This window comes from Ureibacillus sp. FSL K6-0786 (genome assembly GCF_037965165.1).
Taxonomy (GTDB): domain Bacteria; phylum Bacillota; class Bacilli; order Bacillales_A; family Planococcaceae; genus Ureibacillus; species Ureibacillus thermosphaericus.
Map to the genome: position 1 here is coordinate 1,831,915 of NZ_CP150191.1, position 15,907 is coordinate 1,847,821.

A 15,907-nucleotide genomic window follows, 5' to 3' on the forward strand; every position below is an offset into this window, starting at 1 on the left:
AAATAAAATTTGAGGAATGTTTAGAATTAGGGAAAGGGGAAGTAGCTCTTTTTTCAGTTATATGAATATTAGAAATGAATGTTCTATTTAAGTTGCTTTTTAATGCATTATTTCATGTATAATACAGTTAGCATAGCAAGTTTGAACATAATTTGTGTGTGGAGGTTTCTTATGGAAGTACTAGATATTTTAGATAGAATAAATGAAATAGAAGTGTTTTATGAGCCAATTTTTAGTGCGGATTCGCATTCGATTGTTGCTTATGAAGTTTCTGGAAAGCTTTTAATAAATGATAAAACGATCGATATTGTTAATTTAACTTATGATTCAACGATTCCCGAAGATTTGCGGAAAGAAGCAGAACTTACTCTCATAAAAAAAGCTGTTACAGAAGTAAAGGATTCGTTAAATGATTTCTATGTTTATTTACCATGTAATCCAAATTTGTTTATGACAGATGTTGGAGATGCTTATTTTCAAGCAATAAAACAAACAATTGGTGAATCGTTATTATCCAAAATATTTCTAGTAATTCCAGCGCATAAATATGAAGGGGAAGCTGATGAATTACAGCATCCAATTCGGTATATGAAAACGTATGGTGTCAAAATCGCTTTAGACGAAATTGGTAAAGAAAGCAAGTTGGATCAAATACTAATGTTGGAGCCAACTGTATTAAAAATCAATATTAATCAATTGAATTACAATGCTTGGGGTTCCCAAAGTCATGTGTTTACAACAATTCAAAGTTTGGCGATCAAAATGGGTGCCGCTTTAATGTTTAATGATATAAAAACGGATTATCAATTACATCACGCATGGAAGCATGGTGCTCGATATTTTAAAGGAGAATATTTACAGAAACCTTCTACACATTTAAATCCGAAAGACTCATTAAAAGAGCGATTCCGCAATGATTGTAAACAATTTATTGCAACTGAAAGAAAGCAGTTGGAATTAAAATATGAAGAAATGAAAAAATTGAAAAAGGATATTGCTACAATTGTTGATCAATCAAAACTACAAAGTCATGATGAGGAGTCACTCTTAGCATTAGCAAACAAATTAACAAAATATGCTTTCCGATTTTATATTTGCAATGAAGAAGGATTTCAAATATCCCCAAATATCGTGCGTAGAAATGGAAATTGGATAGTGGAAAAAGAAGCTATCGGTAAAAATTGGAGTTGGCGACCTTACTTTCTCTTAAATATCATCAAATTAAAAGATGATGTGAAAGGTGAACTTTCAAATATATATAGTGACATCAAAACCGGCGAATTAACTCGTACGTTCTCCATGGCATTAGCTGATAATGAATATTTATTTGTTGATATTTCGTACGATTACTTGTATGAACATAATCTGTTACATTAATATTTAATCGTGTTCGATAAATGGAAGGAAAAAGTGAATTTTAGGAGGCTGTCTAGAAATTTCTAGATAGCCTTATTTTTTTATGGAGAGAAGCAACTGGAAGGGGGCTATTTGCATAAGTTGAGAGATTAGCTATTCGCGGAATATCTGCACAAGCTAAGGACTTATCCGCACGAGTAGAGGAATTATCTGCAAATGCTCAGGATCTAACCGCACAAGTAGAGGAATTATCTACACAAGTTCAGGCGTTATCCGCACGATTCAAGGGAATCTTCTCACAAGAACTGCTCTATTCACATTCAATCCTCCATATAAACTCCTTAGAATGTTTATCAATTACAATTGTTATTTTCTTTCAAAACACATCATAAAATCTATTGATTGTCATAAGTGCAAAAAGGAGGATGCACCATTCAAATACACGTTGTTCGGCCGGGAGATACGATTTGGGGGATTGCTCAAAGCTACAATGTCAATCCACAAACAATCATTCAAACGAATCAAATTGAATTACCAAATGAATTAGTGGTGGGGCAAGCAATTGTGATTCCGATTGTTGGAAGTTTTTACTGGGTTCAGCCGGGGGATACGTTATTTACCATTGCACAGCGTTTTGGAATGAACTATCTCACCCTTGCACAAATTAACGGACTAAATCCCAATCAGCCATTGCTGCCAGGACTAAGATTATATATTCCACCGAGGGCGAAAACGAGAGCAGAAGTTAATATTTATATTGAACCATCCGGGGATACAGTTAGTGAACAATTATTGAATAGTGCCCGTGAAGTAGGAACTTATCTCACATACTTAGCGCCATTCAGTTATGAAGCAAGAAGAGATGGTAGTCTCGTACCAATGCCAATACAGGGAATACCTGAAGTGGCTCAGAATAGTGGGGCTTCTTTGATGCTTGTTGTGACGAATTTAGAAAATGGTCAGTTTAGTGGGGAACTTGGTAGAGATATATTGCAAAGCTCAGCAGTTCAGGATGTTCTTCTAGATAACATTATTGATGAGGCAAAACGTATTGGGACGGTATCAGACATTCATTTTGACTTTGAATTTTTGCCTCCAGATCAAAGAGAAGCGTACAATAATTTTTTAAGGAAAGCAGCAGATCGTCTTCATGAGGAAGGATTGTTAATTTCCAGTGCATTAGCTCCAAAACTATCCCGTGAACAAACTGGTCAATGGTATGAAGCTCATGATTATCGTGCACATGGGGAAATAGTGGACTTTGTTGTATTAATGACCTATGAATGGGGTTATTCAGGAGGACCACCAATGGCAGTATCTCCAATTAGTGAAGTGGAGAAAGTGTTAAACTATGCTTTAACAGAGATACCGCCAAGCAAAATTATGATGGGACAAAATTTATATGGTTATGATTGGACCCTTCCTTATGTTGAAGGAGGACAATATGCAAGAGCTATAAGCCCTCAACAAGCGATTGCTCTTGCTCGTGAACATAATGCGGAAATTCAATTTGACCCAATAGCTCAAGCTCCTTATTTTTATTATGTAGATGATGAGGGTAAAAATCATGAAGTTTGGTTTGAAGATGCTAGGTCGATTCAAGCGAAGTTTAATTTATTGAAAAGGTTGAATTTGCGGGGGATTAGTTATTGGAAGTTAAGCTTTGCTTTTCCTCAAAATTGGTTGTTAATTCAAGACAATTTTAATATTGTCAAAAGATGAAATGGCAATGCAATTATTAAATGGTTGATGGAGATTTCATTAATAGTGAATTGCACAAATTGCATGATTATAAAAAAGAATCATCAAAATTTAGGAAACTAGCCCGAGTCTCGAGATATAGAAAACTATTTCATCAGTAAGCTCGAGCCGGGCATTAATTTGTTCACAGAATGACATATCAAATATATTTTTCTAATACATAAAAGTACGGATTATTAGCAATATGTAAAATTAATAAATTTAAAATTACTAAAAAATGCTAATTTTGTTATAGAACTATTAATTTTGGAGTTAAATACAGGGGTAATTTCCTATTTAAACCAATATAGAAATGTCTTAAAATTAAAATTAGTAAATAAAAAGGAGGACTATTGGTGAAATTTAAAAAAATAGGAACGATTGCAACTGCTGCTACATTGTCAGTTGGATTACTTGCAACACCAGCTTTAGCTGAAACGCCTTTGGACGTATATGAAAAACCTCAACAATTGGAAATTCTTATTGCATCTACTGAAACTACTGTATCAAAAAGCGAATTAATAAAAAAGTTTAAAGATGTTTTCCCAAATAAATATGATTTTTTATCAGAATCTGACTTCCATTTAAGAAGTGGACACTATCCAAATGATAATACCGTTCGTTACAATTTAAGCTTCCACAAAAAAATAAGCGGCAATCGATACGTTTATGGTGATATTACTTTTGCTGGGGAAAACTTAGAGATTGAATCTTTATATTTAGATCCAATTGATACAAAAGATGCTATGTTCCCTGCGAAAGTATCAAAAGATGAAGCAAAGGAAATTGCAAAAAAATTTATTGAACAATTTACAGCAGGCAAAAAATATAAACTTTCTGAAGAAGACGATGTATATTATTATCCAGGACCAAAACAATTATTAACTGAACCAGTTCAATATTCATTTTCATTTGTACGTACAGAAAACGGTATTACAATTCCAGATCAAAGAATTTCAATATCAGTTTTAGGGAATGGAGAAGTAACTCATTTATATCGCAGTGAATTCTTATCAGCAACATTTGATGATGTAAATAAAGTAATAAATAAAGAAGAAATAATGAAAAAAATAAAAGACAATTTATCTGTTCAATTACGATATCAATTAGATTACAACTACTATACGGGAGAACAAAAAGCAGAGTTAGTATATGTGCCGTCCATTAAAGAGGGAATTCATGCCTTAACTGGAAATTGGTTGGTAGGAAATAAATTTCAATCTAATCCACCAGAAAACAAAAATGTGGACCAATTAACGAATCAACCCCTTTCACCAAAATATCAAGGGATGACTGTTGAACAAGCAAAACAATTAGCAGAACAAATTTTAAAGATTAATTCTAATAAAGTACGTTTAACGATTGATAGCGTGGAAGAGACAGAGAACTATTATGGAAATGAAATTATTTACGTTTCGTATAGCTATGAATATGACCGTGGTGGATATGGGACAAACATTACATTTGATAAACAGACTGGAGATTTAATCGAGTACTATGATATTAAATCTGACTTATTAGCTCAGATTGGAGAAAAGCCAAAAAATCAAAGAAAAATAACTGAGGAACAAGCTCTTTCTAAAGCGATTGGCTATTTAAAACAATATGCGCCATCAAAACTTCACCATTATTCAAAACCAATTGAGCAAAGGTTAGAACATTATAATGGATTGTATTTCTTTACATTCCCAAGAATAGTAAATGGAATTCCAGTGATTGGTGATGAATTACATGTAGCTATAAGTGATACTGGTGAATTGATTAATTTACATGTCGGATATCATGAAAACAATGAATGGCCGGCAATAAATAATGCAATTTCAGCAGAAGAAGCAAAAAATATTATAATGAACAGTACAGATGTGGAGCTTAGCTATATACAACCAGATGAAAATCCTCATTATGCTTTAGTGTACTCGCCAATTTATAATGGAAATATTTATAGTTATTTAGATGCGATAAGTGGGGAATGGAAAACTCCAAGCTATTTGCAAAATCCAGAAATAAGTGAAGAGCAAAAGGTTTCTCATCCAACTGCGGAAAAAGAATTGAATTTCTTTATTGAGAACGGCTATTTAGAAATAGGGGATATTGATAGCTTTAATGCGGATGCTCCAATTACGAAAGGAGAAGTATTAAAAGGTTTAGTTAAATCTTTAACTTACTTCTATGAAGACTATTATTACAATAGCGAAGAAATGAAAAAACAAACATACGAAAATATCGGACCAGATCATCCGTATTTCCATATCGTAGAAAAAGCTGTTTCTATGGGCATTCTTGATCCGAAAAATAAAGGCTTTAACCCAGATACAAACATTACGAGAGAACAATTAGCTGTTTGGTACATTAGAGCATTAGGATTAGAAGAAGCTGCGAAGCATTCAGAAATATATAAAAGCAATGTGAAAGATGTAGATTTAGTAAATAGTCATTATATTGGCTATGTATCGTTAGCAAATTCTCTTGGATTAATTCCTGCAGAAAATAACCTATTTGAACCAAAACGACCTGTCACATATGCTGAATTTGTTACATCTGCAGTACGACTTGCCCATAAAGCAAATGATATGAATTTGTATTTTGACTAATAATGGTTGAAAGGCTGTCTAGAGATGTACTAGACAGCCTTTTTCTATGCATTTTTAAGTTGTTTTTTTGCTTGAAATGTATTAAATGCGAAGATTCCTAACACAGTGATTATACCAATTATATCTGTGTAAAATTCAGGAATAATTAATAACAATGATCCTACAGCGAGTACAAGACGAAGGACTATGTTGAGATTAGTTTTAAAGTACCCTTCAATCGCAGCCCCAATGCCTATTACACCTATTATGGAAGAAACCGTCACCTTAATAATATCAAGTGGAGAAGCAAATGGAAATTCTGTTGCATTCATTGGAAGACCTGTTGGATCGATTAATAACATCTCTGGTGCATAGACAAAAATATACGGAACGATGAAGCCTGCAAGTGCTAGACGTACGGAAATAAAACCGGTCTTCATTGGGCTTCCACCTGAAAGACCTGCTCCAGCAAAGGAAGCCAGTGCCACAGGAGGTGTGATGTTTGCGAAAATACCAAAGTAGAAAACAAACATATGTGCAACTAAAACTGGTACTCCAAAATCCGCTAATGCAGGTGCAACCATCGTTGCAGTAATAATATAAGCAGGAATACTTGGTAAGCCCATTCCCAAGATAATCGAAGCAATCATCGTTAAGAATAATGTTAAAAATAAACTATTGCCTCCAAGAGTTGTAATCGCAGATGTTAACGTAGCACCGAAACTAGTCAAGTTGACTACCCCAATAATAATTCCAACTACACCACATGCTATAACTGTCGATAATGACTGGCGTGTCCCGTCTTCGAGAGCAAGCAAAATGTCTTTAAAGGACATTCGTGTATTTTTACGAAGGGCAGAGACAACGATTGTCATGATAATTGTCCAAAAGGCAGCATGGGCAACAGGCATACCTGAACCGAGTAATACTATAAGCCCGATAAGAGGAAGGATTAAATGGCCGCCTTCTTTAAATACTTCCTTTACCCGTGGTAAGTCAGGTTTTGGAATTCCTTTTAACTTGGTATGACCTGCCCGGAAGTGAACTTGCATAATAACACCTAAGAAGTATAAAAGCGCTGGTATAATTGCCGCAAGGGCGATTGTAACATAGCTGATTCCTGTGGTTTCAGCCATAATAAATGCACTGGCTCCCATTACTGGAGGCAAAATTTGCCCACCAATCGAAGCGCTGGCTTCAACGGCGCCTGCAAAGTTTTTCTCGTAACCAATTTTTTTCATTAATGGTATGGTAAATGCACCTGTTCCAACGACATTGGCAACTGCTGAACCATTGATACTTCCCATAAAGGCGCTCGAAATTACTGCAACTTTTGCAGGACCACCTTGTCTATGTCCTGCAAGAGCAAGAGCCAAGTCGTTGAAAAACTGTCCCATTCCAGATTTGGCTAAAAATGAACCAAATAAAATAAAAAGGAAAATATATTGCACAGAGGCACCAATTGCAGTAGAAAATAATCCTTCCGTTTTTAAGTACAATTGTCCAAAAATATCTCCTAAATCAAAGGGACGTGTCATCATGATACGAGGCAGCCAAGCTTGATGACTGAAGAATGGATAACTTAAAAATGCCAGTGCTAACAGAGGTAAAATCCAACCTGTTACACGTCTTGCAGTTTCAAGTACCAATAAAACAGTCATAATGGCAACTGCGATATCGAATGTATTTGGAATGCCTCCTCTAGCAGTCATAATTTCTTCGTATTCCATAAATAGATAGCCGCAAGAAACAAGACATAAACCAAACAAGAGCCAATCGTAAACTGGAATTTTATCTCGTCCTTGTTTTCCGTATGTAGGATAAAGGAGGAAAACAAGTCCCATCGCAAATAATAAGTGAATGGATCGCATGAGAAGTGTAGGGAGCGGGTTGAAAGTTGTATACAAATGAAATAATGAATATAAAATGCCAAGAATACTAACAAAAATAATTAATTTTTTTGAATTGTATTTTCTCACTTTCGAATCGGCATCGTATTTTTCCAAAACCTCTTGTATTTTTTCGTCCGAAATATTTTCTGAAATGACTGGTTCTTTGATTGTTTGTGTCATAGACATTCCCCCTTCAATAACATGTCCCAAAGAGAAATTGTTTGTATGGAAATGGTTACGGGTTCGTAGTCTCCCGCCAGTTCATATAATAAAATTTCTTTATCATCGATAATTAAGGTACTCTTTACATTTTCAGATACGACTAGTTGAATGGATGGAAAGGAACGATTAATTTCCAATTCTACAAATCCATCTATTAATGCTGCTTGTTTACTCTCTTTTGGGGTGCTTGGAACCCCGGCACCGAAAGTTTTAAATTTTGTTTTTGTTAATAACAAAGCGTCTTCTTTTATTTCATAGAACTCCACCCATTCTTCCTTTTCTACAGAATGAATCCATTTGATTGCGAAATGTTTATTGGTTGACCAAAGTAGGTGGTCCTTAATTTCAAAAGTTAAGAGAGGAAACTTGATCAAGTGGGATAAGAAAAGGAGGACGAGAAAACCCGTACCTCCCATGAGAAGTGTTTTACTGACTTTGTTCATCATAGAAGCGTTTAGCACCTGGGTGAAGCGGTGCAACAATATTTTGTTGTGCACCTTCTAATGTGATATCATTTGCTGCTTGGTGAGCATTTTGTAATGTTGGCAAACTTTCGAAGAATTGTTTTGTTAATTTATATACATCATCTTCACTCATATCTGCACGAACTACTAGTGCATTCGGAACTGCTGCTGTAGGAATCGCTTCTTTGTTTCCGTAAGTATCTGCTGGAATGTCGTAAGCAACAAAGTACGGATGTTCTTTTGCAATTTCTGCCACTTTGTCAGGATTGATTGAAACTAATTGTAAATCGATTGATTCGGCTAATTCTAATACTGAAGCATTAGGAAGACCACTTGTTAAGAAGGCGGCATCAATTGTACCAGCTTTTAATCCATCAGCTGCTTCTGCATAACCCAAATAATCCACTTTCAAATCATCGTAAGTAATGCCATGTCCCTTTAATAACACGCGTGCATTGATTTCAACCCCTGAATTTTGGTCACCTACGGCAACGCGTTTACCTTTTAAATCTTCAATCGTATTAATACCAGTTCCTTTTTTTGTAATAATTTGTACAACATTTGGATATAAAGTTGCTATATGAGATACATTTTTCACTGGCTCATTGAAACTTACTTCACCATTAATAGCTTGGGATAAAGCATCACTCATGACAAATGCAATTTCTGCTTTACCTTGTTCTAATAAATTAATATTTTCAACAGAAGCACCTGTTGTTTGAGTGCGGGAGTTCACATCAAATGTTTTGGTATATTGGTCGGCAAGTGTTGAACCAATAATATTGTAAGGACCACTTGCTCCTCCTGTTGCGATTGTTACAATGTTCGTATCTAAACCATCAGTTGCAGCTGATTTATCATTGTCGCTGGCTTGATTATTTCCGCTGCTGTTACATGCCGCAAGCATCAATGATAATGATAGTACAAAAGCAAAAAATAGTACCCTATTCATAAATTTACCTCCAAAGGATTTTTTTGAAACTATAGTTTTTAGTGTACATATAATAAAAGAAAAATTGAATACATCAAAAAACAGATTTTTCTGACAATTTACGACAAAGCTATTTATCAAATCGCTTATATAGATGTCAAAATTTCACGAATACTATCTTTTTTAACATTAATTAGTCGATATTTATTTAGAGTAAATTAAATTCTTTCACTACTTCCCATAGAGAAATCTATGATTTATAATATATTTATATGAACAAATGTTCATATAAGAAATTATTTGGGGTGTGTTAAACATGGAAAACGAATTCATTCATCAAGAAGAAAATTCCGAACATAATGATTTAGATGATGAAACATTATTTTTAGTTTCTCAAACGTTTAAAGCGTTAAGCGACCCAACTCGAATACGAATCTTATATTTACTTTCACACAATGAGTATTCGGTTAATGAGATTGCAAAAAAATTAAATTTAAGTCAACCTACCGTTTCTCATCAGTTACGATTTTTAAAAAACTTAAGGCTTGTCAAATATCGCAGAGAAGGTACAACACTTTACTATTCTCACGATGATGACCACGTGATGCATATGTTACATCAAACAATAGAGCATTCTAAACATTAAGAACATTTATTTTTATATGAATATATACTAATATAAAGGGGGTTTACTGATGGGGCATGGCCATAATCATGCACACCATGATCATACTCATGGTGCTAACAAAAAAACATTAACTATTGCATTTTTCATTATTGCCACATATATGATTGTAGAAGCGATCGGCGGCTTATTAACAAACAGTCTTGCACTTCTTTCGGATGCTGGACATATGTTGAGTGACGCAGTATCGCTAGGAGTTGGTGTGCTTGCCTTCAAGTTTGGTGAAAAGATTGCAGATTATTCAAGAACTTATGGATATCGACGTTTTGAAATATTAGCGGCGGTTTTTAATGGTGTTACATTAATTCTTATTTCAATTTTTATTGTTATTGAAGCAATTGAACGTTTCATTTCCCCTCCGGAAATTGCATCTGTTGGTATGCTTGGAATTGCAATTGTCGGGTTGGCAGTGAATGTGCTTGTGGCTTGGATATTAATGCGCGGTGGCGATACTCACGATAATTTAAATATGAGAGCTGCTTTTCTTCATGTTATTGGAGATATGTTAGGTTCAGTTGCAGCAATTGTAGCAGCACTATCCATCATGTTCCTTGGCTGGGGATGGATGGATCCAGTGGCAAGTATTATTGTGGCAATAATTATTTTAAATAGCGGCTATCGAGTAACGAAAGATGCCATTCATGTTTTAATGGAAGGTGTACCAAGCAACGTCAATATAGATGAAATTATTTCATTATTTAGCAATACGCCTGGTATTATCGGTATCCATGATTTACATGTATGGAGTATTACAAGTGGACAAAACGCACTATCCTGTCATGCAGTGGTAGATGAACATTTAACGTTAAAAGAAACTCAGAAGATATTAAGAAAAATTGAGCATGAACTGCTGCATTTAGGAATTGCACATATGACCGTACAAATAGAAGATGCTGATCATGTACATGAAGATTCTGTATTATGTAAAATTCAAGGTAATCAACACCATCATCACCATCATCATCATTAATATGGACCTCCATCAATTTTGATGGAGGATTTTTTATTTTAATATATTTTTTAATTCTTCAATGACTTCTTTAAAATTCTGTTTTTCTCCAGCCTCAAAATAATTGTTAAATGGGTTGCCTAACGTATTCAGTCGTTCAACCACTTTTGGAATCGTAAAGTTATTTGGATGCAATCCTTCTTTCACCTCTTCCCAGTAAAGAGGTGTTGCGACACAGCCTAATTCATTTCCACGGGGAGAATATGGTGCAATAATTGTTTTTCCTTCTGCATGTTGCACATAATCTAAATACAACTTATTTCCTCTTTTCTTTTTTAACCGCTCTAATGTAAAAATATTCGGCTCCTGATTTACTAAAAATTTACAAATGAATTCAGTAAAGATGCGGGTTTCATCATAGGTGAATTGATTTTTTGGCAACGGTATATAGAGTTGCAAACCTTTTCCGCCAGACGTTTTGACAAATGATTGCAGCTGAAATCGATCAAAAATTGCTTTCATTCTTAGAGCTGCTTCAATGGCATATGGAAATTCGCTGACGGAAGGTGGATCTAAGTCAAACACGATTTCTGTTGGATAGGTTGTGTTAATCGTTTGGAAAGGAATATGAAATTCCAATACTAATTGATTGCCTAGCCATAATAATGTGGGTATGTCGTTGCAAACAATATAATCAATAGAATCGATCCGCATAGTTTGAACGAAATCAGGTGCGTAGTCTGGTACATTTTTTTGATAAAAGTTTTCGCCAGGAACGCCATGTGGATAACGAATCGCCGTTAGAGCTCGGTTTTGTAAAAAGGGAAGCAAATAGGGAGCAATCATGTCTAAATAAAGAATATAATCATCTTTCAATAAATTAAGTTTCGGCCAGACTGGTTTTTCAGGATGAGTAACTTGTACATGTTCGGGTATGGGATGAAGTTGTTTTAAAAATGTTTTCCAATTACATTCTTCTGGTAGTAAATCGAAACGAAAAGAATGGAAACGAGGTTCTCTTAATGTTTTTCCATCAAAATCGATACATGCAATGTCAACGCAAATGGAAGGAGGTAAAGTCCAAATTGAACTGGAGATTTTTTCTCCTTTCGTCTCAAAAAACGATCCCAATGTGTTAAATTCTTCATCGGACAAACCATGTTTAAAAGTTGTTACTTCTATTAATTGATGCTCTTTAAAAATTGCACCTGTAAAATAGCCGTTTGCTTTGTTGAAGGAATGGACAACAACGGATACAAGTCGCCAGTTTTTTATTTTTAACCAGTCCGTTGAACGCTTTCCACTAATCCATAGGCTTGTTTTTCGTTTTGCAACCATTCCTTCACCATTATGCTCTTTAATGATTTTCCAAAGAACATCCCTCTGTTGGAAGCTTTCAATACATTGTATTTGTCCACGGCAGAAAAATTGTATATTTTTTGGGAGGTTCGCCTTTGAAAAAAGCTGACTTAAATGTTCTTTTCTTTTGGATAGAGGAAAGAAATGCATTTCTTTTCCTTTGAATTGCAGTAAATCAAAAGCGATATATTGGCAAGGAAATTTTTGGCTAGCTTGTTGAATTTTTTGTTTTGTTTTTGTTTTTCCCCGGGATTGAACGATAGAAAAATTACTTCGAAAATTGTTTTCTAAGTATACAATTTCCCCATCTAAAGTTAGTGGAAGAAAAGATTTAACGAACGAAAAATACCGCTTACAAAATTCAATTAATTCAGGGAAAAGTGGTGTTAATTCGTTGCCATTTCTGCTGATAATGGTAGGAATTTCATTTTCCCATACCAAGATCGCTCGATAACCATCATATTTAGCTTCATAAATCCACTCGTCACCTACAGGTAACTCCTCTACTGAAGTTAATAACATTGGCTTCATGACGAAAACCTCTTTTTTCATTATTGTTGAACAGAGGTTAAAGGTTATACATAGTTATTTTTCATTTAAGCATAATAAGAAAAAAGTAGGTGACGCTATGCATACGATATGGAAAGGTAGCATCAGTTTTGGGTTAGTGAATATACCTGTTAAACTCCACGCAGCTACAGAAAATAAAGATGTAAAACTTAGACAGCTTCACAAAGAATGTCATAGTCCCATTAATTATAAAAAGGTATGTCCCGTTTGCGACAGAGAAGTGAAAAGTGAAGAGATTGTCAAAGCTTATGAATACGCAAAGAATAAATTTGTCGTGTTGGATGAGGAAGATTTGGAAGAATTGAGGAAAGAAAATGAAGAAAAGGCTGTAGAAATTATAGAATTTGTCAAGCTAGAAGAAATCGATCCAATTTATTTTGAAAAAAGCTATTTTTTATCACCTGATACAGGTGGATTGAAAGCATATGCTTTGCTACGTCAAGCGTTGAAAGAATCAGGAAAAATCGGAGTTGCTAAAATTACTATACGTTCAAAAGAACAATTAGCAGTTGTTCGGGTATATGAAGATACATTGTTAATGGAAACAATTTATTTTCCAGATGAAGTTAGAAATGCTAAAGATGTTCCGAATATCCCGAGTGATGAAAAGGTTGTACAAAAAGAATTAGAAACTGCATTGATGTTAATTGATCAACTGACGGTAAAATTTGAACCAGAGAAATATCATGATGAGTATCGTACAGCACTTCTCGAACTGATTGAGCAGAAAAAAGCGGGAGAAACCGTAACAGCTGCGGAGAAAAATCCAGCCATTCCACCTGATATGACCGATTTGATGAGTGCTCTAGAAGCATCATTAAATAAAACGAAAAAGAAACCTGCCACAAGAAAGAAAAAAACAAAAGAGAAAAAAGAAGCATAATGTTGCACTATTTAATTTTTTGATTGATGTGTGAAACACTTCATTAGAATAAAAAATTTGATAAATACATTTTGAGTAAAGGGACATTCCAAAGATTAACTCCTTTGTAATGTCCTTTTTTATACGAAAAATTTACGAAAAAAATATGCTAAAATAAAATTTAAGTTACAAGGACGTGAAAAGATGAAGAATTACTATGTTGATTTACATATACATATCGGAAGAACTGAGAGTGGACGAGCAGTAAAAATAACAGGGAGTAAAAATTTAACGCTAAAAAATATATTACAAACCGCCTCAAGTCAAAAAGGACTTGACATCGTTGGGATAATCGATTGCCATTCACCTGAAGTCATAAAGGAAATCGAACAACTGGTAGAAGAACAAAGAATTGAGCTTCTTCCGGAAGGGGGATTGCGATTTGATAAGACGACACTCATTCCAGGCTCGGAAATCGAGATTTTTGATGAACACTGTAAGGGGCCGATTCATGTTCTCTCCTTCTTTCCAACTCTTGAGTACATGAAGAAATTTTCCGAATGGATGCGTCCTCTTTTAAAAAATATTCATTTAAGTTCACAACGCATCTATTGTGATGGGAGGACTTTACAACAAAAAGTACAAGAATTAGAGGGGCTATTTATTCCAGCCCATGTGTTTACACCTTTTAAAAGCCTTTATGGAAAGGGAGTAGAAAAAAGCTTATCGGAAGTGTTTGATCCTGAACGAATTGATGCCATTGAACTTGGATTGAGCTCTGATACATACATGGTGCAAGGAATAAGTGAACTTGAAAAATATCCTTTCGTCACAAACTCAGATGCTCATTCTTTAGGGAAACTGGCAAGAGAATATCAAAAAGTTCAGCTGGAGGATGCAAATTTTAAAGAGCTTGTTTACGCTTTACAAGAAAAAGGCGGCCGAAAGATTTTAGCGAATTATGGATTAAATCCTCTATTAGGAAAGTATCACTCCACTGTTTGTCAAGAATGTGGTGAACATGTTGAATCGGAAGAATCATGTTCAGCATGCGGAAGCAGCCATTTGGTAAAGGGCGTTTCTAAAAGAATAAACGAATTGAAGGATCATAAACCCCCTACTCGTCATCGACCACCATATATCCATCAAGTTCCGTTAGATTTTATCCCGGGAGTTGGAGCAAAGACGATTCGTCGATTGATTGAAGCTTTCGGTACGGAAATGGCTATTTTACATGAAGTGTCGGTAGAACAATTGGAGCAAGTGGTTCCAAAGAAAATTGCTAATCTAATTGATTTAGCAAGAAGAGGAAAATTAAATATTGAGGTTGGCGGAGGCGGTGTGTATGGGAAAGTAATTGAGTAAAAAACATGCTTAACTTATTTAAGCTTCTCCTATATATAAATTAAAAACAAGCTACGAAGTTAGACGGGGATCTATTTCGTAGCTTGCCAAAGGGATGTATGTCTCAAGGACATATATTTTATAGCAAATTGGGGAATTTGCTAGGGGATACATTATTTATTATGTTGAGAAGATTCAAATATTATTCTTCCCATTTTAAACTTTCAAAGAAGCGATATACTTCTTCAAATACAAGGTCACGTTCTTTATCTACAGTTAAAATGTGACCTGAATTAATAAAGCTTTTAACAGATTTAATGCGCGATTTTACAGAGTTATAAATGTAATCTGCGCTTTGGCAGTAGTATTCATCATCATTTAACCCACGTAAAATATGAACAGGTTTGTCTATTTGATTTAATTTTGCGCTTGTATCATTAATAATGCCTTGCAAGTATTCTAGCTTCGGCATTCGATATGTTTTCGCTAAGTTTTCTGGTTTATCTACATCTTCATTATATGTGCCAGTTAATTTTTTGTAATTAATTGTGTAGCTAATAATACGTTGTTGTAAGCTGTCAACACTTTTAGATAACGCTGGTGCTGACATTGTTACGATTGCTTTAATTGGTCGTTCTTCACCTAGGCGTAGTGAGAAAATGCCGCCTAAAGAAACACCAGCAACCGCAATTTCTTTATACCCTCTTCTGCGAAGTTCATCGTAACCTTCAACAGCGCTATTCCACCATTCGATTGGGTCTGTGTTAATAAGGGTTAAAGGGTCACTTCCATGCCCTTTATATAAAGGAGCATGAACCGTATAATTGCGATCTGCTAAATAACGACCTAAACGCTTCACATCATTAGTGTTGCCTGTAAAACCATGTAGTAATAAGACAGCGCGTTTTCCCGTCTCAATAGTAAATGGTTTTGGCGAAACGATTTTCATTATGAAGTACTCCT

The 15,907-nt window shown here is 34.8% G+C and carries 12 protein-coding genes; 7 read left to right on the forward strand and 5 right to left on the reverse strand.

Annotated elements, in window-relative coordinates:
* Positions 1-171 precede the first annotated feature (171 nt).
* The 3 genes from NSQ18_RS09025 (at position 172) to NSQ18_RS09035 (ending at position 5,687) form a co-directional block, all read left to right on the forward strand.
* Positions 172-1,377, forward strand: a complete 1,206-nt coding sequence (locus NSQ18_RS09025) for an EAL-associated domain-containing protein (protein WP_016838930.1) — start codon at positions 172-174, stop codon at positions 1,375-1,377.
* Between the two features lie 411 nt (positions 1,378-1,788).
* Positions 1,789-3,078, forward strand: a complete 1,290-nt coding sequence (locus NSQ18_RS09030) for a glycoside hydrolase family 18 protein (RefSeq protein ID WP_026019109.1) — start codon at positions 1,789-1,791, stop codon at positions 3,076-3,078.
* Between the two features lie 374 nt (positions 3,079-3,452).
* Positions 3,453-5,687, forward strand: a complete 2,235-nt coding sequence (locus NSQ18_RS09035; RefSeq protein WP_016838932.1) for an S-layer homology domain-containing protein — start codon at positions 3,453-3,455, stop codon at positions 5,685-5,687.
* 44 nt (positions 5,688-5,731) lie between these two features.
* Here the strand turns inward: NSQ18_RS09035 and NSQ18_RS09040 are convergent, their stop codons facing one another.
* The 3 genes from NSQ18_RS09040 to NSQ18_RS09050 are packed head-to-tail and all read right to left on the reverse strand — an operon-like array spanning position 5,732 to position 9,196.
* Entirely contained in the window at positions 5,732-7,738 is a 2,007-nt protein-coding gene (locus tag NSQ18_RS09040; RefSeq protein WP_339287756.1) for a TRAP transporter permease, read from the reverse strand.
* Complete coding sequence (locus NSQ18_RS09045) at positions 7,735-8,226, reverse strand: DUF1850 domain-containing protein (protein ID WP_016838934.1); 492 nt, start codon at positions 8,224-8,226, stop codon at positions 7,735-7,737. Before NSQ18_RS09045 ends, NSQ18_RS09040 begins: the two co-directional genes overlap by 4 nt.
* Positions 8,207-9,196 carry a TAXI family TRAP transporter solute-binding subunit gene (locus NSQ18_RS09050; protein WP_016838935.1) on the reverse strand — a complete coding sequence of 330 codons (990 nt, stop codon included), beginning with the start codon at positions 9,194-9,196 and terminating at the stop codon, positions 8,207-8,209. The genes NSQ18_RS09045 and NSQ18_RS09050 overlap by 20 nt, the downstream gene beginning before the upstream one ends.
* 295 nt (positions 9,197-9,491) lie before the next feature.
* Here NSQ18_RS09050 and NSQ18_RS09055 point away from each other — a divergent pair, with 295 nt between their 5' ends.
* Entirely contained in the window at positions 9,492-9,821 is a 330-nt protein-coding gene (locus NSQ18_RS09055) for a metalloregulator ArsR/SmtB family transcription factor (RefSeq protein ID WP_016838936.1), read from the forward strand.
* 49 nt (positions 9,822-9,870) lie between these two features.
* Positions 9,871-10,830 carry a cation diffusion facilitator family transporter gene (locus NSQ18_RS09060; RefSeq protein WP_096549770.1) on the forward strand — a complete coding sequence of 320 codons (960 nt, stop codon included), beginning with the start codon at positions 9,871-9,873 and terminating at the stop codon, positions 10,828-10,830.
* Between the two features lie 33 nt (positions 10,831-10,863).
* Here NSQ18_RS09060 and NSQ18_RS09065 read toward each other — a convergent pair whose 3' ends face one another.
* Positions 10,864-12,699, reverse strand: a complete 1,836-nt coding sequence (locus tag NSQ18_RS09065) for a DNA ligase D (RefSeq protein ID WP_339287760.1) — start codon at positions 12,697-12,699, stop codon at positions 10,864-10,866.
* 97 nt (positions 12,700-12,796) lie between these two features.
* On the opposite strand from NSQ18_RS09065, the gene NSQ18_RS09070 reads away from it, so the two are divergent.
* Together NSQ18_RS09070 and NSQ18_RS09075 are read left to right on the forward strand one after the other, a co-directional pair.
* Positions 12,797-13,621, forward strand: coding sequence for a Ku protein (locus NSQ18_RS09070; protein ID WP_096549768.1), 825 nt, complete (start codon positions 12,797-12,799; stop codon positions 13,619-13,621).
* A gap of 183 nt (positions 13,622-13,804) precedes the next feature.
* Positions 13,805-14,965: an endonuclease Q family protein gene (locus NSQ18_RS09075; protein WP_016838940.1), complete on the forward strand. Its 1,161-nt coding sequence runs from the start codon at positions 13,805-13,807 to the stop codon at positions 14,963-14,965.
* Between the two features lie 181 nt (positions 14,966-15,146).
* On the opposite strand, the gene NSQ18_RS09080 is transcribed toward NSQ18_RS09075, so the two are convergent.
* A complete protein-coding gene (locus tag NSQ18_RS09080; protein ID WP_016838941.1) occupies positions 15,147-15,893 on the reverse strand; it encodes an alpha/beta fold hydrolase in 747 nt (248 codons plus the stop codon).
* Positions 15,894-15,907 lie beyond the last annotated feature (14 nt).

Coding starts and splice junctions, on each gene's coding strand:
- NSQ18_RS09025 (WP_016838930.1), top strand. CDS start 172: ATGGAAGTACTAGATATTTTAGATAGAATAAATGAAATAGAAGTGTTT.
- NSQ18_RS09040 (WP_339287756.1), bottom strand. CDS start 7,738: ATGACACAAACAATCAAAGAACCAGTCATTTCAGAAAATATTTCGGAC.
- NSQ18_RS09045 (WP_016838934.1), bottom strand. CDS start 8,226: ATGATGAACAAAGTCAGTAAAACACTTCTCATGGGAGGTACGGGTTTT.
- NSQ18_RS09050 (WP_016838935.1), bottom strand. CDS start 9,196: ATGAATAGGGTACTATTTTTTGCTTTTGTACTATCATTATCATTGATG.
- NSQ18_RS09055 (WP_016838936.1), top strand. CDS start 9,492: ATGGAAAACGAATTCATTCATCAAGAAGAAAATTCCGAACATAATGAT.
- NSQ18_RS09060 (WP_096549770.1), top strand. CDS start 9,871: ATGGGGCATGGCCATAATCATGCACACCATGATCATACTCATGGTGCT.
- NSQ18_RS09065 (WP_339287760.1), bottom strand. CDS start 12,699: ATGAAGCCAATGTTATTAACTTCAGTAGAGGAGTTACCTGTAGGTGAC.
- NSQ18_RS09070 (WP_096549768.1), top strand. CDS start 12,797: ATGCATACGATATGGAAAGGTAGCATCAGTTTTGGGTTAGTGAATATA.
- NSQ18_RS09075 (WP_016838940.1), top strand. CDS start 13,805: ATGAAGAATTACTATGTTGATTTACATATACATATCGGAAGAACTGAG.
- NSQ18_RS09080 (WP_016838941.1), bottom strand. CDS start 15,893: ATGAAAATCGTTTCGCCAAAACCATTTACTATTGAGACGGGAAAACGC.